Annotated in this window: 14 protein-coding genes; 12 read left to right on the forward strand and 2 right to left on the reverse strand. The window is 54.0% G+C overall.

Annotated elements, in window-relative coordinates:
- Positions 1-103 precede the first annotated feature (103 nt).
- The 9 genes from hrcA to ACFQ0N_RS24425 all read left to right on the forward strand — a co-directional run bounded on the left by hrcA (position 104) and on the right by ACFQ0N_RS24425 (position 9,724).
- Entirely contained in the window at positions 104-1,132 is a 1,029-nt protein-coding gene (hrcA, locus tag ACFQ0N_RS24385) for a heat-inducible transcriptional repressor HrcA (protein ID WP_379331184.1), read from the forward strand.
- Between the two features lie 22 nt (positions 1,133-1,154).
- Positions 1,155-1,760, forward strand: a complete 606-nt coding sequence (gene grpE, locus ACFQ0N_RS24390; RefSeq protein WP_379331186.1) for a nucleotide exchange factor GrpE — start codon at positions 1,155-1,157, stop codon at positions 1,758-1,760.
- A 51-nt stretch (positions 1,761-1,811) separates the two neighbouring features.
- Positions 1,812-3,650 (forward strand): molecular chaperone DnaK, encoded by a 1,839-nt coding sequence (dnaK, locus tag ACFQ0N_RS24395; RefSeq protein ID WP_379331188.1) that lies wholly within the window; start codon positions 1,812-1,814, stop codon positions 3,648-3,650.
- 105 nt (positions 3,651-3,755) lie between these two features.
- Positions 3,756-4,871, forward strand: coding sequence for a molecular chaperone DnaJ (gene dnaJ / locus ACFQ0N_RS24400; protein ID WP_379331190.1), 1,116 nt, complete (start codon positions 3,756-3,758; stop codon positions 4,869-4,871).
- 287 nt (positions 4,872-5,158) lie between these two features.
- Positions 5,159-6,133 carry a 50S ribosomal protein L11 methyltransferase gene (prmA, locus tag ACFQ0N_RS24405; protein ID WP_379331192.1) on the forward strand — a complete coding sequence of 325 codons (975 nt, stop codon included), beginning with the start codon at positions 5,159-5,161 and terminating at the stop codon, positions 6,131-6,133.
- A 142-nt stretch (positions 6,134-6,275) separates the two neighbouring features.
- Positions 6,276-6,896, forward strand: coding sequence for a site-2 protease family protein (locus ACFQ0N_RS24410; protein WP_379331425.1), 621 nt, complete (start codon positions 6,276-6,278; stop codon positions 6,894-6,896).
- Between the two features lie 111 nt (positions 6,897-7,007).
- Positions 7,008-7,787 carry an RsmE family RNA methyltransferase gene (locus ACFQ0N_RS24415; RefSeq protein WP_379331194.1) on the forward strand — a complete coding sequence of 260 codons (780 nt, stop codon included), beginning with the start codon at positions 7,008-7,010 and terminating at the stop codon, positions 7,785-7,787.
- 5 nt (positions 7,788-7,792) lie between these two features.
- Positions 7,793-9,169: a tRNA (N(6)-L-threonylcarbamoyladenosine(37)-C(2))-methylthiotransferase MtaB gene (gene mtaB / locus ACFQ0N_RS24420; protein ID WP_379331196.1), complete on the forward strand. Its 1,377-nt coding sequence runs from the start codon at positions 7,793-7,795 to the stop codon at positions 9,167-9,169.
- A 126-nt stretch (positions 9,170-9,295) separates the two neighbouring features.
- Complete coding sequence (locus ACFQ0N_RS24425) at positions 9,296-9,724, forward strand: NUDIX hydrolase (protein WP_379331198.1); 429 nt, start codon at positions 9,296-9,298, stop codon at positions 9,722-9,724.
- A 71-nt stretch (positions 9,725-9,795) separates the two neighbouring features.
- Here ACFQ0N_RS24425 and ACFQ0N_RS24430 read toward each other — a convergent pair whose 3' ends face one another.
- Positions 9,796-10,827 (reverse strand): Na/Pi cotransporter family protein, encoded by a 1,032-nt coding sequence (locus ACFQ0N_RS24430; protein ID WP_379331200.1) that lies wholly within the window; start codon positions 10,825-10,827, stop codon positions 9,796-9,798.
- 111 nt (positions 10,828-10,938) lie between these two features.
- Between ACFQ0N_RS24430 and ACFQ0N_RS24435 the strand changes: the two genes are divergently transcribed.
- On the forward strand, positions 10,939-12,414 hold the full coding sequence (locus ACFQ0N_RS24435; protein WP_379331202.1) for a class I SAM-dependent rRNA methyltransferase: 1,476 nt from the start codon (positions 10,939-10,941) through the stop codon (positions 12,412-12,414).
- 174 nt (positions 12,415-12,588) lie between these two features.
- On the opposite strand, the gene ACFQ0N_RS24440 is transcribed toward ACFQ0N_RS24435, so the two are convergent.
- A complete protein-coding gene (locus ACFQ0N_RS24440) occupies positions 12,589-12,873 on the reverse strand; it encodes a CD3324 family protein (protein WP_379331204.1) in 285 nt (94 codons plus the stop codon).
- 551 nt (positions 12,874-13,424) lie between these two features.
- Between ACFQ0N_RS24440 and addB the strand changes: the two genes are divergently transcribed.
- Together addB and addA are read left to right on the forward strand one after the other, a co-directional pair.
- The gene (addB, locus tag ACFQ0N_RS24445) at positions 13,425-16,934 is read left to right on the forward strand and encodes a helicase-exonuclease AddAB subunit AddB (RefSeq protein WP_379331206.1); all 3,510 of its coding nucleotides are present in this window, start codon (positions 13,425-13,427) and stop codon (positions 16,932-16,934) included.
- Positions 16,931-20,848, forward strand: coding sequence for a helicase-exonuclease AddAB subunit AddA (gene addA / locus ACFQ0N_RS24450; protein WP_379331207.1), 3,918 nt, complete (start codon positions 16,931-16,933; stop codon positions 20,846-20,848). The genes addB and addA overlap by 4 nt, the downstream gene beginning before the upstream one ends.
- The last annotated feature ends 21 nt before the right edge of the window (positions 20,849-20,869 follow it).

Consider the following 20,869-nt stretch of genomic DNA (forward strand, 5'->3'; position numbering starts at 1 on the left):
TGGTATTTTTGTAGTAATGATTAGCACTCTCTCCTAACGAGTGCTAACGACAAGTTCTAACAGGGTGATTTTAGACTTGCGAGACGAACAGGAGGGACTTGTGATGTTGACAGAACGGCAGAGACTCATTTTGAACGCTATCATCGACGATTACATCCGCTCTGCGGAGCCGATCGGCTCCCGCAGCATTTCGAAGCGCGGTGATGTCGGCTTCAGCCCGGCTACCATCCGCAATGAAATGGCTGATCTTGAAGAGCTGGGGTACCTTGAGCAGCCGCATACTTCAGCAGGTCGCATACCTTCTATTAAGGGTTATCGCTATTATGTCGATCATCTTGTGAAGCTTGGAGAAGTGAGCGAAGGCGATTTAACGATGATCCGCTCCTTCTTTGCAGAGAAAATGAATCAAATGGAAGAAGTTATTCAGCACGCTGCGACAATTCTGTCGAATTTGACGAACTATACGTCAATTGTGCTCGGTCCGGAGATGTTCACCAACTCATTGAAGCACTTTCAGCTTGTTCCGATCAGCGATGATACAGCAGTTGCGATTGTTGTGACGAATACCGGGCATGTTGAGAACCGAACAATTTCGCTTCCAGCCGATATTAATATGTCCGACATGCAAAGAGCGGTCAACATTTTAAATACGAAGTTAATCGGCGTTCCGCTTATCCGTCTAAAATCCAAGCTGCATTCTGAAGTCGGACAAGAACTGGGACGTTATGTTGATCAATGCGAAACATTGCTGGGTGTTCTGGATAAGGCGCTGAACAGCAGCGAAGAAGAGCACCGGCTGTTTCTTAGCGGAACGACTAATATGCTGACACAACCGGAATTCAAGGATGTCGACAAAGTAAAAACATTGCTTGATCTATTGGAAGAGACACCGACCATTATGCGGATGTTCGCCGCGCTACCGAGCGGGATCGGCGTTCGGATTGGAACAGAAAATTCACACGCAGCGATCAACAACTGCAGTCTCATCACAGCGACATATTCAATTGATGGACAATCGCTGGGTACAATCGGCATTTTGGGGCCGACGCGTATGGACTATGGAAAAGTGATTAGTCTACTGGATGTATTATCCAAAGATATGGCTCTATTGCTTGGCCGCTGGTACAAATAATATACAGGAGGTGGAGCGAACCGTGAGTAAACATGAACAAGAAACAGCAACAGAGCATAACAATGATACGGCAAGCGCTACTGAGCAGGAAGTAATGGATACTGCGCCAGAAACGGCCGGGGAGGCTCAGGATGCGAACGAAGCAGCATTCGAGGAAGAAACCGGAGCAGCCGGCAACTCGGCACGCATCGCTGAACTGAGCAAGCAGGCAGAGGAAAGCCAGCAGCGTTTGTTGCGGGCTCAGGCTGACTTCGACAATTTCCGCCGCCGGACTCAAAAGGAAAAAGAAGAGCTTGCTCAATACGCTTCAATGAAGCTGATTACCGAGCTGCTGCCAGTCATTGATAATTTTGGGCGGGCGATCGAGGCTTCCAAAAGCGGGGGCGACGTGGAATCGTTCGCCAAAGGTGTGGATATGATTTTCCGTCAGCTGGAGCAGGTGCTGCAGCAAGAAGGGCTAAAGCAGATGGAAGTCGTGGGCGAGCCGTTTAATCCCGAGTTCCATGCAGCGGTAATGACGGTCGAATCTGATGAATACGAAGAGGGCACCATCGTGGAAGAGCTGCAAAAGGGCTACTTGCTGAAGGAAAAAGTGCTGCGGCCTGCAATGGTTAAAGTTAGCGGCTAATCGCTGCCTAATTCGAAGATAGAGGATACTACTTAGGGAGGAAATAAAATCATGAGCAAAGTAATCGGTATTGACCTTGGTACAACGAACTCTTGTGTAGCAGTAATGGAAGGCGGAGAAGCTGTCGTTATCCCTAACCCGGAAGGCAGCCGCACGACTCCGTCTGTCGTCGGTTTCAAAAAAGACGGCGAGCGTCTCGTAGGCGAGCCGGCAAAACGCCAGGCGATTACGAATCCTGATCGCACAATTGCTTCTATTAAACGTCATATGGGTACATCCCATAAGGAAACGATCGATGGCAAAGACTATTCGGCACAAGAAATTTCCGCTATTATATTGCAAAAGCTGAAGTCCGACGCCGAAGCTTATCTCGGTCAAACGGTAACGCAAGCCGTTATTACTGTTCCTGCATATTTCAATGACAGTCAGCGCCAGGCGACAAAGGATGCCGGCAAAATTGCTGGGCTGGAAGTGCTGCGTATCGTCAACGAGCCGACAGCAGCGGCGCTTGCTTACGGTCTGGAAAAATCCGAAGATCAAACGATTCTCGTATATGACCTTGGCGGCGGTACTTTTGACGTTTCGATCTTGGAACTGGGCGACGGCTTCTTCGAGGTTAAAGCGACAAGCGGTGACAACAAGCTGGGCGGTGATGACTTTGACCAAGTTATTATCGACTACTTGGCTGCTGAATTCAAAAAAGAACATGGCATTGATTTGTTGAAGGACAAATCGGCCGTTCAACGTTTGAAGGATGCTGCCGAAAAAGCGAAAAAAGAGCTTTCCGGTGTACTGACGACTACAATCTCCCTGCCGTTTATTACAATGGTAGACGGCGTGCCTCAGCACTTGGAAATGACTTTAACTCGTGCGAAATTCGAAGAGCTGTCTAATCATCTCGTTGAGCGTACGCTTGGGCCGACTCGTCAAGCGCTGAGCGACTCCGGCATGTCGGCTTCGGAAATTAGCCGCGTTGTTCTCGTTGGCGGATCGACTCGTATTCCAGCTGTACAAGAAGCGATTAAAAAGTTGACCGGCAAAGAGCCGCATAAAGGCGTTAACCCGGACGAAGTGGTAGCGCTTGGCGCAGCAGTTCAAGCTGGCGTACTTACAGGCGATGTGAAGGACGTTGTATTGCTTGACGTAACTCCGCTGTCCCTTGGTATTGAAACGGCGGGCGGCGTATTTACAAAAATGATCGACCGCAATACGACGATCCCGACAAGCAAATCGCAAGTATTCTCCACGTATGCTGATAATCAGCCAAGCGTTGATATTCACGTTCTGCAAGGCGAACGGCAAATGGCGGCGGACAACAAAACACTTGGCCGCTTTACGCTCGGAGACATTCCGCTGGCGCCGCGCGGAGTACCGCAAATTGAAGTTACGTTCGACATCGATGCCAACGGTATCGTGAATGTATCTGCGCTTGATAAAGGTACAGGCAAGAGCCAAAAAATTACAATCACTTCTTCCAGCGGCTTGTCCGATGATGAAATTGAGCGCATGATGAAGGACGCTGAGCTTCATGCAGAGGAAGACCGCAAGCGCCGCGACCTTGTTGAAGCGAAGAACAGCGGTGATCAGCTCGTATACTCAGTTGACAAAACGATCAAAGACCTTGGCGACAAAGTAGACGCTGCTGAAGTCGACAAAGCGAATGCAGCAAAAGAAAAAGTGAAAAAAGCGCTTGAAGGCGACAATCTGGAGGAAATCAAGGCAGCTACTGAAGAGCTGACACAAATCGTTCAACAACTGTCGATGAAGCTGTATGAGCAAGCTGCTCAGCAGCAAGGTGCTGAAGGCGGAGCAGGCGAGGCTGGCGGCGAGCCGAAAGGCAAAGATAATGTCGTAGACGCAGATTACGAAGTAGTAGACGACAAGAAATAATACCCGCACATAGACAAACGGTGTGCCGTCCGCTGGAGCTGGACGGCGCAGCCGTTTTTCGTCTGTATGGGTAGCAGGCTTAACTAGGAGACGGGGTGACCGAATTTGGCGAATAAACGGGATTATTACGAAGTGCTTGGCGTTGACAAAAACGCATCCGCGGAAGATATGAAGAAGGCTTATCGTAAGCTGGCGCGTGAATATCATCCGGATGTTAATAAAGCGGCGGATGCGGAGGAAAAGTTCAAAGAGGTTAAAGAAGCGTACGATGTGCTCAGCGACGACAGCAAGCGCGAGACTTACGACCGTTATGGACATGTTGATCCCAATCAGGGCTTTGGCGGCGGCGGAGCCGACTTCAGCGGCGGCTTCGGCGATATTTTCGATATGTTTTTTGGCGGCGGCGGCCGGCGCGATCCGAATGCGCCGCAGCGCGGCAATGATTTGCAATATACGATGACGATCGAATTTAAAGAGGCTGTGTTCGGGAAGGAAACTGAAATTACAATTCCGAGAACAGAATCTTGCGATACATGCGGCGGCTCAGGGGCGAAGCCGGGCACGAAGCCGGAAACGTGTACGGTTTGCCGCGGAACAGGGCAGCAGGAAGTGGTGCAAAATACACCGTTTGGCCGAATGGTGAACCGCAAAGCTTGTTCCAACTGCAGCGGCACCGGACGCACTGTGAAGGAAAAATGCTCAAGCTGTCATGGCGCTGGCAAAGTGAAGCGGCAGCGCAAAATCAATGTGCGCATACCGGCCGGCGTTGATGAAGGCGCGCAAATACGTTTGTCGGGCGAAGGCGAAGCGGGACAACGCGGCGGTCCGGCCGGCGATCTATACATTGTTATCCGCGTCAAATCGCATGAGTTTTTTGAACGCGATGGCGACGATATTTATTGCGAAGTGCCGCTTACTTATGCCCAGGCAGCGCTTGGCGATGAGATTGAGATTCCGACATTGACCGAAAAGGTCAAGCTGAAAATACCTGCCGGCACACAGACGGGAACGTATTTCCGTCTGAAGGGCAAAGGGGTTCCGCGTCTGCGGGGCTACGGCCAAGGCGACCAGCATGTCAAGGTTACGGTCGTTACGCCGACCCATTTGTCGGAGGAGCAAAAGGATCTGCTTCGCCAATTTGCCGGAATTGGCGGAGAGGCGACGCAAGAGCATCATGAATCGATCTTTGACCGGATGAAGAAAGCATTTCGCGGCGAGTAAATCTGGGGCCGCAGTAGTGCACGGGAGAGCTTCGGCAGCGCATACCGCTGCCGAGGCTTTTTTTACCACATAAGAATTTATAAGTTTCCAGGCTGTGCGGAAAAACAAATTCTTATTGGCGATAAAAACTACCTTTAAAAGCGGTTGCTCATCCTCGAATGACTTCGATAGAAGTTTTTCTCATACCCAACCGACGGCGTCAGCCGTTTCTTCTCTTCCAGCGCCATCTGTTGTAAAATAGAGGTTATATGCTGATGAACTGTAAGATGAACTAGGAGGCTGCTATTGTGAAATGGCATGAAATAACAGTTGCGACAACAGAGGAAGCAACGGAGATGATATCCAATTTTCTGCATGAGATGGATGCTGGAGGCGTGTCGATCGAGGAGTCCGGCACACTGAATAAACCGCGCGACACATCGCTCGGTCAATGGTATGAGCACCCGCTGAACGATATCCCTGAAGGTCAGGCGGTCATTAAAGGATATTTTTCGCAGGATGTCGACGCTGAGCAGGTCATGGCCCAAATTCGTCCGCGGATTGAGCAATTGCGCGAGTTTGATATCGATCCGGGCGATTTTGAAATTTCGCATGTGATCGTCGACGATGAGGACTGGGCTAACGCCTGGAAGCAGTATTTCAAGCCGATCCGCATATCGGAGAAACTGACGATCAAACCGACCTGGGAAGAGTACGAAGCTTCTCCCGGAGAGCTCATTATCGAGCTCGACCCGGGAATGGCCTTCGGTACCGGCACACACCCGACGACATCGCTTTGCCTTCGTACACTGGAGTCCGTCATTCGCGGCGGTGAAGAGGTAATTGACGTCGGTACGGGGTCCGGCATTCTGGCAATCGGCGCCGTCAAGCTGGGAGCGGCGCGCGTACTGGCGCTTGATCTTGATCCGGTCGCCGTTTCCTCGGCCAAGGAAAACACGACCCTTAATCAGCTTGAGGGGCAAATTCAAGTTGAGCTGAGTGATTTGCTGGGCGTGCTGCAAGCAGATGCGGAAGCTGAAGAAGCGCTCCATATCCGCGTGCCGGTTGATCTGGTGGTGGCGAACATTTTGGCCGAAATTATTTTGCTCTTCGTTGACGATGTTTTTGCCGCGCTGAAGCCCGGGGGCACCTATATTGCTTCAGGTATTTTCAAAAACAAGGAGCTCGATGTTGAAAAAGGGCTGGAGGCCGCCGGTTTCAAAATTGTCGACCGCCAGCGGGAGCAGGACTGGATTGCATTCGTTGCTGTGAAGCCGGAATAGCTTTTTTTTGCTGCACAGCTGCAGCAATGACTAAAATCGAAGCGGATCTGTGCAGGAGCGGATCTGGCTGTGAACAGGAGGCGCCTTTTTGCCCTTTCTAAGGTATCCGTTTGAACATTTGCCTTTTATTTTTCTCGTGATTATGATCGCCTTTACGGTTCATGAATTTGCCCACGCTTATTTCGCCTACAAGTTCGGGGACCGCACCGCATATGATGCGGGCAGGGTGACGCTTAATCCACGCGTCCATCTTGATATTTTCGGCACCATCCTGCTGCTGATCGCCGGTTTCGGCTGGGCCAAGCCGGTGCCGGTCAATCGCGGCCGTTTCAAATATCCGCGGCTGATGGGGATTATCGTATCGGCGGTAGGGCCGTTAAGCAATTTGCTCATTGCTGTGCTGGGGATTGTATTGGTCTATGTGCTGCAGGCAGCCGGCGTGTTTGAGGCGAGCTCTCCGGGCGTGTATAAAGCGTTGACCGTATTTTTTGAATATCTCGTATCGATCAATATGGTGCTGTTTGTCTTCAACCTGATCCCGCTGCCGCCGCTGGACGGCTACCGGATTATTCAAGATTTGGTGCCGGTTCATGTGCGGATCAAGATGGATCAAAATGTGCAGTGGGGAATGTTTATCTTTTTGCTCATCGTGTTTATTCCGCCACTGCGTGCTGTGACGCTGACACCGCTATTTCAAAATGCGAATTACATTATTGTGTGGGTTCAGCAGGTGTGCGAAGCTGTCTTCAGACCTTATCTGTAGATCGGCCGGGACGTTGCTGATGGCAAATGTTTAAAGTGCTGGCGCAACGGGAATAAAACGTGTATGATGAAGGTTAGAGTTTTTTTGAAATGAGAGAGGATTTAAGGCGACATGCAGCGATATTTTATACCGCCTGAGCAATTAGGCGAACATAGCGCCTTGCTTACTGGTGACGATGCGCACCATGCTGTCCGCGTTATGCGCATGGAGGCAGGGGATTGTGTAATCGTTAGCGATGGCGTTAGCCGTGCGGCGCTCGTACGGGCTGCTGCCGTCACGCCTTCCAGGGTGGAGGCGGACATCGTGGAATGGCTGCCGATGAACGGCGAGCCGCGCTGGTCGGTTACGGTGGCTCAAAGCTTGCCCAAGGGCGATAAGATGGAATTGGTCATCCAGAAAGGAACGGAAATCGGCGCAGCGGCGTTCATTCCCTTTCAGTCGGAGCGGATGATTGTTCAATATGACAGCAAGAAGGAAGCGAAGCGGATTGAGCGCTGGAGCAAGATTGCCAAGGAAGCCGCCGAGCAGGCGCACCGCAGCCGCATTCCGCCGGTAGCTGCAGTTCAATCTTGGCGCGGGCTGTTAGGCGAGATTGCGGGCTATGATCTTGTATTATTTTGTTATGAAAAGGAAAATGAAGCAGAGCAAGCAGGCTTGCGCGCTGCAATCCATGCATTCCGCAGTTCTCATCGGGCTTTAAGCGATAATGAGCTGAAAGTCATGCTTATCGTAGGGCCGGAGGGCGGCTTTACGGAGCGTGAGGCGGCAGAAGCGGAAGCGGCAGGCGCCGTGCTCGCCGGTCTCGGCAAGCGGATTTTACGCACTGAGACGGCAGCTTTGGTCGGACTCGCCTGCCTGATGTATGAATCCGGAGAAATGGGAGGCGTATGACGACAATGCCGTCAGTTGCTTTTTATACACTTGGCTGTAAAGTAAACTTCTATGATACAGAAGCGATATGGCAGTTGTTTAAGGAAGAAGGCTATGAACAGGTAGACTTCGAGACGAAGACTGCCGATGTATATTTGATTAATACATGTACAGTAACCAATACGGGGGACAAGAAGAGCCGGCAAATTATTCGGCGGGCGATTCGCCGCAATCCGGATGCAGTCATTGCCGTGACAGGCTGCTACGCCCAAACGTCGCCAGCGGAAATAATGGCGATCGAAGGGGTCGATTTAGTAATCGGTACACAGGACCGGGACAAGCTGATGGACTATATTCGCCAGATTCAGGCTGAGCGCAAGCCGGTTAATGCTGTACGCAATATTATGAAAACCCGCGAGTTTGAAGAGCTGGATGTACCTGATTTTGCAGACCGGACACGGGCCTTTTTGAAAATTCAGGAAGGATGCAATAATTTTTGCACATTTTGCATTATTCCGTGGTCGCGCGGATTATCCCGCAGCCGCGATCCGCAAAGCGTTATCGCACAGGCCGAGCAGCTGGTAGCGGCGGGCTATAAAGAAATCGTGCTGACAGGCATTCATACCGGCGGCTACGGCGACGATTTGGACAATTACAAGCTGTCCGATCTGCTGATCGATCTGGACAAGGTGGAAGGCCTTGAACGCATCCGGATCAGCTCGATCGAAGCAAGCCAGATCGATGATGAGATGATTGAGGTGCTGAACCGCTCCTCGAAAATGTGCCGGCATCTGCATATTCCGCTGCAGGCTGGCGACAACACCGTACTGAAGCGGATGCGGAGAAAATATACGGTTGAGCAGTTCGCCGAGAAAATTCGCCTTTTGCATAAGGCAATGCCTGGCGTAGCGATAACAACCGATGTCATTGTCGGGTTCCCGGGCGAAACCGAGGAAATGTTTGAGAACGGCTATCGGTTCATGGAGGAGCTTGGCTTCTCCGAAATGCATGTATTCCCTTATTCGAAGCGGACCGGCACGCCGGCCGCGCGGATGGAGGATCAGATCGACGAGGAAGTCAAAAATGAGCGCGTTCATCGGCTGATTGACCTGTCGGAACGGATGCAGCTCGCTTATGCCCAAAGCTGTGTGGGCGAAGTGCTGGATGTCATTCCGGAGCGCGATTATAAAGGCGCGCCGGGAACCGGCCGTTTGATGGGGTATTCCGACAATTATATTCAAGTGGTTTTTGAAGGCGACGAATCGCTTATTGGACAGCTGTGCCGGGTGAAAATAACGGAGGCCGGCGTCAATGAAAGCTTTGGCAAGCTGGTTCGGGTCATAGATGGCAGGACGCCAGCCATGGATGAGCAAGCTCCGCAAGGAACAGCGCTACAGGCTTAAGGCATCTGTCCAACAATGGCGATAGGAATTACAGCAAGGATTCTGCTTATTTCCGTCAAGCGGCGGGAAGGCCGAATCCTTGCTGTCGCTACACACAAAGACAAAGCTGGATTATGGAGGGATCATATGAAAGAGATATCGGCCGGCGGCGTCGTGTTTCGAAAAGTAGACGGCGAGCTGCAAATTCAACTGATCCAGGACCGTTACGGCAAAATTTCGCTGCCTAAAGGAAAGATGGAGCCGGGGGAAACAGTGGAGCAGACCGCATTGCGGGAGATCGCCGAGGAAACCGGCATGGAAGGCAAAATTATCGCACCAATTGATCAGATCAAATATAAATACAACCACGAGAAGCACGGAATGGTCGATAAAGAGGTTCATTATTATCTTGTGGAGGCTATCGGAGGCAAACTGCAGGCGCAGGTAGAAGAGATTCGCGGCGTGGAGTGGTTTGAACCGTCCGAAGCGTGGAGAAGACAGCGGCAATCCGGTTATCAGAACAATGACCGCATTTTATCGGGAGCGCTGGAGCTGCTGAATGTGGAGGTTAAATAGCCGCTGCTGCGCATCAGCGCATGCTGCTTGCCTGCTAACCGGCCTTGGAACAAGCGCAGGCGTTGTTATCGCTAACGGGGAGTCAAGCGCTGCAGGGCAGGCAGATAACACAGCGGCAGAGCCAGGAGCGAGCCAGCGATATTAAAGATGGTCTGAGCATGGGCGATTTGTGCGGCAGGCGAGTCGGTCAACCATTGCATCATATCGTGCAGTTGGCCGACCAGCGGTGCAAACAGCACCGCTCCGCCGACGTTTAGCGCAACGTGAGCCCAGGCGACATATTGGCCGGATTTCGTTCCGCCCAGCGATGCGAGTACGGCAGTTACGCATGTACCGATATTGGCGCCAATGACGACAGCGATCCCGATCGGGACTGGCATGACTCCAGCTGCAGCGAAGCCCATAATGATTGCGATGACAGCTGCGCTGCTGTGGACTGCGGCTGTGAGCACGATACCGGCGGCGAGCCCCCAAAGAACGCTGCTCTCGGCTTTTGTCAGGAAGAGGCTGAACAGGCCGCTCGCTTGCACAGCAGGCGAGACGGACTGCATCATCTTCATCCCTACGAGCAGCAGGGAAAAGCCGCCTACAATGACGGCTGCATTACGGACAGGCAGCAGCCAGCTGCCGGCCTGCAGGCTTGGCGAGCCGCCCGCCGCCCCCAGACGAACAGCGGATCGGCGGCGGGAGGGCAGCGCGGGCAGCAAGCCCGTTTCGCCGATGAGGACAGTGATGACCCATACGCAGAGTGAAAGCTCAAGCATTGGCAAGGCGAAGCTGCTTATATTCAGCCCGATCAGCTCGGTTGTCAGGCATGTGCCGATATTCGTGCCGAGCACGATGCCCAGCGTTCGCGGGAATGTAAGCAAGCCGGCGTTGACCAGACCGATTGACATGACCGTAACGGCCGTGCTGCTTTGCAGAACGGCCGTTGTTGCCGTTCCGACAACCATACCGTGTATAGGCGTTGCGGTGGAACGTTTTAAAATATGATCGAGATGTTTGCCGGCGCTGCGGTGTAAAGCCAGCTCCATCATTTTCATTCCCAGCATGAAGACGGCAAAACCGGCGAGCATTGGAACAAGGATGCTGTGTACCATCATGCAGCTCCTCCTTTATACAAGTTGTCGTTAGGATACATATGCTGCAATTGGTTCAAGCATGACAAGCGTGACAAGCCAGGCGACACTTGCAGGCGGATTGGACCGGGAAAAATGAATGACAGAAAGGCAGGGGGATCGATGACAGAGCGGGCAAAGGCAGTATTGAAGCGTGACCGCAAAAAACGGGTAGAGCAGGGACATCCCTGGGTGTACGGCAATGAAATCGAGCGGACGGATGGCGAGGCGGAAGTCGGCGGAATCGTTGACGTCGTCAATCATCAAGGGAAGTATTTGGCGAGCGGATACTGGAATCCAGAATCGCAAATTACAGTGCGAATTGTCTCCTATGAGCCGATCGCAGCGATGGATGAACAATTTTTTCTGACAAGGTTCAAGCAATGCGCCCAGCATCGCGAACGGTTTGTACGCTGGCGAGATTGCCGGCTCGTATACGGCGAGGCCGATTACTTGCCCGGTCTGATCGTGGATCGTTTTGGCGATGTGCTGGTCGTGCAGTTGTTGACACTCGGCATGGACAAATGCCGGGATGTGATCGTCCATGCATTGGCAGAGGTGTTTCAGCCGGCGGGCATATATGAGCGCAGCGATGTGTCTGTGCGGACGCTTGAAGGGCTTGAGGAGCGGACCGGCGTCTTGTACGGGGAATGCCCGCGCATTGTCGAGATTCGGGAAAACGGACTTTCGGTAGAAGTCGATATCGCGGAAGGGCAAAAGACGGGTTACTTCTATGATCAGCGGGAAAATCGCGCGTCGATCGCCCCGCTTATGCTCGGCTGGGGGGAGCGCAGCGGCATTAAGCTTGCGATGCGTCCGAAGTCCGAGGTACCGGAGGGAGCGGCCGGGCCAGGGTTCGGGTATACGACGTTTGTTCCCGTATCGCAGCTGAATGAGCCAAGGGAGTCTGAGGTGCTCGTCCCGGTCAATTCCAATGGCAAGGTCATCACCTTCCCATATTGGGATGGGGCAACGGTGCTGGAATGCTTTGCCCATACAGGGAGCTTTACACTCCATGCCTGCCAATACGGCGCCAAAAAGGTAACCTGCCTCGACGTCTCTGAGCATGCGATTGAGACGGCGCGCCGCAATGTAGCGCGCAACGGCTTTGAAGACCGGGTGGAGTTTGTTGTCGCAGATGCTTTTGCATATCTCCGCAGTCAGGTGAAGGGGCTGGAGGAGCGCGCCGAGCGTGGCCGGACAGGCAAATCGAAGACGGATACTTCAAAGCCGCTAAGCGGCGGAGGCCGCACCTGGGATGTCGTCATCCTCGATCCGCCGGCCTTTGCCAAGACGAAATCGGCAGTCGCAGGAGCGGTGCGCGGCTACAAAGACATCAATCTGCATGGATTAAAGCTGGTCAATGAGGGCGGTTATCTGGTAACGGCGAGCTGCTCCTATCATATGCGGCCCGATCTTTTTCTGGAAACGATTCATGCGGCAGCTGTCGACGCCGGAAAAATGCTGCGCCTAATCGAGTGGCGCGCGGCCGGCAAGGATCATCCGCAAGTGCTAGGCGTAAACGAAGGCCACTATTTGAAGTTTGCGATTTTTGAGGTGCGCAGCCGCTAGGACGCTGTGCGCGATATAGAAATGCCGCAGCCCCGTCAGACTTTTGATGGGGCTGTTTGGCGTGCCTGGCCATCGAGGTTTATATGAGCCCATAGTGACAAAAAGGCTGTCTCTAAGTAGTAAAAAGCTACATTTGGAGACAGCCTCTTCTTGTTATATGGCTTGCAGGGGCAATCATCCGTTTTTGCTTAGCCCCCGCATTTTGACGATGATTTTGCGAATGCTCTCCGTCGACAGATGATAGCGGCGTTCCAGCTCTGCGACGGTGCAGCCGCCTGCATAAGATAAGTATATTTCCTCATTGCGCCGGGCGATCAGCCGGCGTGTTCCGCTCTTTTCACCCCAGCCGACACGCTGTTCCTTCGTCTTGGGTATATAAACAAGCTCACCTTGAATATACGATTGCAATTCCTTCAGCAGCCTAGGGGGAAGCACATCTTTTCCATTTTTGTAGTTCACGATCAAAGTCCTCCTCAAATCGGTATGCATGTGTGTTGGTGTTCAAGACGTGAAAAATGTTCAATGCGTCCGCCTCCTTTTCGTAAGATTGAGATTAAAAAAGCACGATTATTCTGGCAATCGTGCATATCGCACAGTCGCATTCAGGACTGTTACATTTAGTATACGTGAAATAACAGCACAAAAAAAAGAAAAATATTCAAATTGGCTGCTAAAAATTTTGCAAAATAGGAAGGGAGGCCATTTACACGGCCTCCCTCTGTAATGGATTTCCGCCTAAACGGAAATCACCTCATAGTTCTGAATCAAGTTGATCAGCCTCCTTCCGCGCGTTTTCGTCGGCCCGACATCTCTATTAACGCATATAAACTTTGGCAGCGGCAAGCGAAAAAACAACTATAATTAAATTCTACTTGTAAAGTTTGCAGGCCGGCGGCAGCGGCGAATTATTTACCAGCCACAAAAACGAACATTTGTTTGTTTAAGTTGGTGAATGAATCGCTCCTCTATGATAGAATAAGAGAATCGAACAGCAGAAGGAAGGTGGATGCATGGCGCTGCGGTTTATAATTGGCCGCTCGGGAACAGGCAAGACACATCATTGCTTACATACGATTGTCGAACAAGTGAAAAGCGAACCGGACGGCCCTCCGTTAATTATGCTTGTACCGGAACAGGCAACGTTCCAAACCGAGTATGCCATGCTGGCAAACTCACAATTGCGGGGCATGATGCGGGCACAGGCGATGAGCTTTCGCCGGCTCTCCTACCGCGTCATGCAGGAGACGGGCGGTACGGCGCTTGTCCCGATTGGCGAGAACGGAAAAAATATGATGCTCTATAAAATCGTCAATCGGCTTGGCGATGAGCTGCAGCTGTTTCAGGGAGGAGAAACGCAGCATGGTTTTATCGACCGCCTCGGCCAGCTAATGACGGAGTGGAAGCGTTATGGCATCGATTCAGAACGGGTGAAACGCTATGCAGAAGCAGAAGGCAAAGAGGCCGGAGCCGCCAGCCCGCTGCTTGGCCGCAAGCTGCACGATCTGCAGCGGATAAGCGCTGAGCTGGAGCGGGAGCTTGCCGGGTTGTATATCGATGCGGAGGACTACTTAAGCTGGCTCGTGCAAGGGTTCGGCTCGGCGCCATCATTGAAGGGAGCGCGTATTTGGATTGACGGCTTCCACGGCTTTACGCCAAAAGAATACGAAGCGCTCGCGGCATTGATCAAGCATGCGGATGAAGTTACAATAGCGCTTTGTCTGGATCGCAATTATGAAGCGGAAGAGCAGCCTTACGAGCTGGAGCCGTTCCGTCCGACGGCCGAGACGCTAATCGCATTGAGGCAGTTAGCGGACAAGCATGGCGTTGAAGTCCTGCCGCCAGTTATGCTTGGGAGCAGCTTCCGGTTTTCCTCCAGCCCGGAGCTTGCGCATTTGGATAAGCAATATACTGCACGCAGACCACAGACGTTTGCTCAGTCAACCGGGCAGTATGACGGGATTTCGCTGCATGCCGCTTCCGGACGGCGGGCGGAAGTGGAGGCTGCGGCCAGAGATATCGTGCGGAGAGTAAGGGATGAACAGTGCAGATATCGGGATTTGGCTGTCATGGTGCGGGGCGCGGCGGATTATGCAGATTACATACAGACGATTTTTTCCGATTACGAAATTCCGTTTTTTCTCGATCAAAAAAATACGGCGCTCCATCATCCATTAGTTGAATTTATTCGTTCCGCACTTGAGATTGCGGTGCATGGATGGCGGTACGAAGCCGTCTTCCGCTGCATTAAGTCGGAGCTGCTGCTGCCGGAGGATGGCAGCGTGACGAGGGAAACCTATGATCTGCTGGAGAACTATGCGCTTGCTGCCGGAATTGACGGCAACCGCTGGCTGTCAGCCAGTCAATGGAAACCGCTTGTACGCGACACCTTGGAAGGCGAGCAGGTTGAAGCGGGCGAGCAGGAGAAGCTGGCTTTTCAGGCGATTTTGCTGGCGCGGGATGCTGTCGTGCCGCTGCTGCAATCCTTTGCCAAGGAGCTGAAGCGGGCGCCGGATGTGCAGCAAATGTGCGTCGTTACCTATGAACTGCTCATGCAAATTAATGCTCCGGATCGTCTGGAGCAATGGAGCAGAGAGGCCGAGGGGCGCGGAGAAACGCAGAAGGCGCGCGAGCATCGGCAAGTATGGGACGGTATATTGGACCTGCTGGATCAAATAACGGAGATGACGGGAAAAGAGCAGCTGCCGCTCGAGCTGTTTGCCGGGATGGTGGAGACTGGGCTCGAAAGCTTGCAGCTGGCCGCTGTTCCGCCATCGCTTGATCAAGTGCTTATCGGGAGCATGGATCGTACACGCTCCGGTCAGGTGAAGGTATGTTACCTGCTGGGAGCAACTGACGGTGTAATGCCGCAGCGTATACAAGAAGATGGGATATTGACCGAACATGAGCGGGAAGTATTGGATGACGGCGGCCTTGTTATGGCGCCCGGCGTCCGCCGCCGGCTGCTTGACGAGCGGTTTCTCATCTATAATGCCTTGACGACGCCAAGCGGACATTTATGGATTAGCTGGCCGTTAGCGGATGAAGAGGGGAAGAGCTTGCTGCCCTCTGAAGTGATAAGGCGCATGAAGCAAATGTTTCCCGGGCTGGCCGAGCGGCAGATTGCGCTTGAACCGGCAGCGGGAACGGCTGCAGACGAGCAGCTGGGCTTTATTGCGCACCCGGAACGGACGTTATCGTACCTCATTGTGCAATTGCGCAATTGGCGCCATAACCAGCCTGTGCTCCCATTGTGGTGGGAGGCCTACAATTGGTTTGCTGTGCGGCCGCAGTGGCAGGCAAGGCTTCACCATTTGATCCAATCGCTCGATTATACAAATCAGCCGGCCATGCTGTCCGCCCGGACGGCTGACCGCTTGTACGGGCAGCTGCTGCGCGGCAGCGTTTCCCGTCTGGAACGCTTTATTTCGTGCCCGTTTCAGCATTTTGCGAGCCACGGCTTGCGCCTTAAAGAGCGGGCGCTCTATAAGCTGGCAGCGCCGGATATCGGTCAGCTGTTTCATGCCGCACTGACCCGGCTGACGGAATCGCTGGGCGAGCGCTTGGGATCGCTGACAGCCGAACAAATTCGCGCGGAAGCCGCCCGTGTCGTCGATGAGCTTGCGCAGCGCCTGCAATCGCAAATTTTGTTCAGCAGCAGCCGCCATCAATATGTCGGCCGCAAGCTGCGGGATATTATTAGCCAGGCAGCGATTATTTTGGGCGAGCATGCCCGGCGGGCGAAGTTCCGTCCAGTAGGGCTCGAAATCGGCTTTGGCCCTGAGGGGCCGCTGCCGCCTGTGCGTATACCGCTTGGGAATGGCAGATTAATGGAGATGGTCGGCCGGATCGACCGGGTCGATGCCGCCGAAAGCGAGGACGGCCTGCTGCTGCGCGTCATTGATTACAAATCGGGGGCGAAGCAGCTGCGTCTGGAGGAGGTTGCCTACGGACTGGCTTTGCAAATGCTGACTTATCTCGATGTTTTGCTTGAAGGAGCGCCGGATTGGCTCGGCCAGCCGGCGAAGCCGGCAGGGGTGCTGTACTTCCATGTTCATAACCCCCTTATCTCAGCCGCAAACCCGCTGCCTGCGGATAAAGCGCGAGCCGAGCGGCTGAAGCGCTTCAAATTAAAAGGGCTGGTCCGTGCGGACGCACTGACGGTGCAGCTGATGGATGACGAACTGGAAAGCGGCTATTCCGAACTGTTGCCGATCGGGCTTAAGAAAGACGGCGGTTTCTACAGCAGCTCGACAGTGGCGAGCGATGAGCAGTGGGGACTGCTGCGCAAATCGGTTCGCAAGACGCTGAAACAAATCGGCGAGCGTATAGCCGGAGGCGATGTCGCAGTAGCTCCTTACCGCCTGGGCGGCAAAACGCCGTGTCAATTTTGCGCCTATAAGCCGGTTTGCCAATTCGACCCTTTGGTGGAAGGCAATGATTTTGCCAAGCTGCGCAAGCCTGGCAAGGATGAAGTATGGGAGCTGCTGACCGCTGGCATTGAAGAAGGGGTTGAACAATGATGAGCCAAGCAGATACATTGGTTATCGAGAAACCGGCAGGCAGCATATGGACTGACGATCAATGGAAGGCGATTGCGGCCGGCGGGCGCAACATTCTGGTTGCCGCGGCGGCAGGCTCGGGCAAGACGGCTGTGCTCGTTGAACGGATCATTCGGAAAATTTCATCCGATACGGACGTTGACCGTTTGCTGGTAGCTACTTTTACGAAGGCGGCCGCCGCGGAAATGAAGGAGCGGATCCGGATCGCGCTCGAGAAAGAACTGCACAAAAATCCGGAATCGGAGCATTTGCGCAAGCAGCTGGCGCTTATGGGACGGGCGTCCATTACAACCCTCCATTCCTTCTGTCTGGATGTCATCCGCAAATACTATGCGCTTGTCGGACTGGATCCCGGCTTCCGGATTGCCAACGAGACGGAAGCCGAGCTGCTGCGAATGGACGTGCTGGACGCACTGTTCGAGGAGCGGTATGCGGAAGCGGGAGAAGAAGGCGGCGGTTTTGCGGAGCTTGTGGAGCGTTACGGGGGAGAGCGGGGGGATGAACCGCTCTATGCGCTTGTGATGAAATTGTATGATTTTGCGCAAAGCCACCCTTGGCCGGAATTATGGCTGCAAAACATGGCGGACAGCTACGAGCTCGCCAGTGCCGACGAGCTGCAGCATACCGAATGGGTGCGCAGCTTAAGCGGATCGGTGGCGATGTCGCTTGACGGCGCGGAGCAGCTGCTTGCGCAGGCGATGAAGCTTGCGCAGCAGCCGGACGGTCCGGATGCCTACGGCGCGACTTTTGAAGAGGACTTGATGCAAGTGCGTGCTTTGCGGGAGCTTGTCAGCAGCCGGCCATGGAGCGAGTGGTATTCGGCCTTCGGCGGCTGCGCGTTCGGCAAGCTCAAAAGCCAGAAGGCGGGCACAGCCGATAAGGAGCTGCAGGAGCAGGCCAAGGAGTTAAGAGAATCGGCCAAAAAAATTGTAGCTGACCTGCAGAATGGAATTTGCGGCCGCCCGCCGGAGCAATTTGCTGCCGAGCTGAAGGAGCTTGCCCCGCTCATGCATACATTATCAGAGCTTGTGGCAGAATTCGGCAGAAGGTTTGCGGCAGCGAAGCAGGAGAAGGGGCTGCTAGATTTCGGCGATATGGAGCATTACTGTCTGCGCATTTTGCGTTCGCCCGACTCTACGGCCGATCAGGTCGTGGCGTCGGCGGCGGCGCTGGAATATCAGGCGCAGTTCGACGAGATTTTACTGGACGAGTATCAGGATACGAATATGGTGCAAGAAGCGATTGTATCCTTAATTTCACGCCCCGGACAGGGCAATCGCTTTATGGTTGGGGACGTTAAACAAAGTATATATCGATTTCGTTTGGCTGAACCGAATTTATTTTTACGCAAATATAAAGCATACACTTCCTCTTTCGAGGAGATGCAGAAGGATAGCCCGGCTGGCGAACACGGGCTGCGCATCGATCTGGCGCGTAATTTTCGCAGCCGGGATGAAGTGGTTGACGGCGTTAATGCGGTGTTCCGCGCGATTATGCGCGAATCGGTGGCGGAGCTGGATTATGACCGGAGCGCAGAGCTCGTGTGCGGCGCTTCTTATCCGGCCGCTGATGACGGCGGACCCGCAGAACGCTATGCGGTGGAGATGGCGCTGCTCGACCGCGGCAGCGGAAACGATGATGAAGAAGAAAAGGCGGGGGCCGGTGATTCCGGGGAGGATGCCGCTGCGGCGGCGGATGAGGAGGAGCGGCTGACGGCAGAGGAGCTGCAGACAGTGCAGCTTGAGGCAAGATGGATTGCCGAGCGCATCTTGGAGATGAAGCGCGGCGACAGCCTTCAGCCGTATGACGGCAAAAAAGGGAGCAAGCGGCCGCTTGCCTGGCGCGATATCGTCATTTTGCTGCGGGCGGACAAGCAGTGGGCGCCGATTATGATTGAAGAGCTGCAGGCTCGCGGCATTCCTGCCTATGCCGAGCTGAGCAGCGGCTATTTTGAAGCGACGGAAGTAGAGACGATGCTGTCCCTGCTGCGCGTCATTGACAATCCCTATCAGGATATCCCTTTAGCCGGGGCGCTCAGATCGCCAATCGTAGGCCTGACGGCCGAAGAGCTGGCGCTGATTCGCATCTCGGGCGGCCGCACCGTCTATTTTTCCGCGATACGGACGGCGGAGAATGATCCGGATATGCCGGAATCGCTGCGCGGCAAGCTGACTGCTTTTATGGACAAGCTGGAGCGCTGGAGAACGGCTGCCAGACAAGGAGCGTTGGCTGAGTTGATCTGGTCTGTCTTTCGCGAGACCGGCTATTACGATTTTGTCGGCGGCATGGCAGGCGGACTGCAGCGTCAGGCGAACCTGCGCGCTTTATATGACCGGGCTCGCCAGTACGAAGCAACTTCGCTGCGCGGCTTGTTCCGTTTTTTGCGTTTTATTGAGCGCATGCAGGAAAGCGGCGGCGATCTTGGAACGGCGAGAGCGCTTGGGGAACAAGAGGATGTTGTCCGCATTATGACGATTCATAAGAGCAAGGGGCTGGAGTTTCCGGTCGTCTTTGTGGCCGGCTTAGGCAAAACGTTCAACCGCCGCGATCTCACCAGTCCGTTTCTAATGCATAAGGAGCTTGGCTACGGGCCGCGTTTCGTTGACGCCGATATGCGCGTCAGCTATCCTAGCCTGCCGTTTCTGGCGATCAAGGAACGGATGAATATGGAGACGCTTGCCGAGGAAATGCGCATTCTGTATGTTGCCCTTACGCGCCCGAAAGAAAAAATGATCCTGGTCGGCACAGCGGCGGATGCGGCCAAGCAGCTGCAGCGCTGGCAAGCGGCGCTTGATTCGTCCGGCCAGTTGCCGGATTTCCGCATTGCCAAGGCACAGCGGTTTTTGGACTGGCTTGGGCCGCTGGCAATGTGCGGTCATATTCCGGTAACCTTGGCAACGAACGCAGCCGAGGTTGAACATTCAGCAAATGTCATATACAAGCCGGTGTTCGGGCAGTGGCAGACCGGCATTGTACCGGCCGCCTTGCTTAGCCGGGAAGCAGCTGCCGCCGCTGAGATTAACGAAGCGTCAGAATCGGGATTTGCAGCCAGACTTGCGCTGGTTAGAGAGCTTATACCGGTTGAGGAGAACGCGGAAGAGCAAAGCGAGCTTGAACGGCGCTTGAGCTGGCGCTATCCGCACTTCGCTGCTACTGCGATGGCCGCCAAAACCTCGGTTACGGAGATGAAGCGGCTTCATGCAGACAAGCTGGCTGACGATGAGCAGCCGGGAGAGCAGCTTGCGGAGGCCGGCTTTGCAGCGATGCAGACCGGGGCAGCGGCGGATTGGACGTTCCGTCTGCGGCGGCCAAAATTTATGGAAGAGCGTGCCATTACGCCGGCAGAGCGCGGCACGATCAGTCATCTGGTCATGCAGCATCTTCCGCTTGACCGGGATGAGGTAACTGAGGAAACGGTAAGGCAGACGCTGGGTATTCTTGTAGAGCGCAAAATGCTGACAGCTTTGCAAGCGGAGTCCGTTCAGCCGGGTGCGATTGCTTCATTTTTTAAGGAAGAGGTCGGGCGAAGGCTGCTGCGCGCCGGCTGGATCCGCAGAGAAGCTCCGTTTAGCTGCACTTTTCCGGCTTCGCAGGTGCACTCGCACCGCCTGGGCGGGGAGTTGTCCCCTGAAGCGGGCAGTGAGCCGATTCTGGTGCAGGGCGTCATCGACTGCCTGTTCGAGGATGAAGACGGTCTTGTACTGCTGGATTACAAGACGGACCGCATATTCAACGGACGATGGGAAGAGGCGGCGGAGCGCCATCGTTTTCAGCTGACGCTGTATGCCGAGGCGATCAGGCATATTTTGGGCAAGCAGGTGGCGGCGTGCTATGTGTTCTTTTTTGACGGTGGAAAAACGATTCAATTATTTTAAAAGGCAGTATTGGCTGCGGGG

The sequence above is a fragment of the Paenibacillus sp. GCM10027626 genome (genome assembly GCF_042676285.1).
GTDB lineage: Bacteria > Bacillota > Bacilli > Paenibacillales > Paenibacillaceae > Paenibacillus_Z.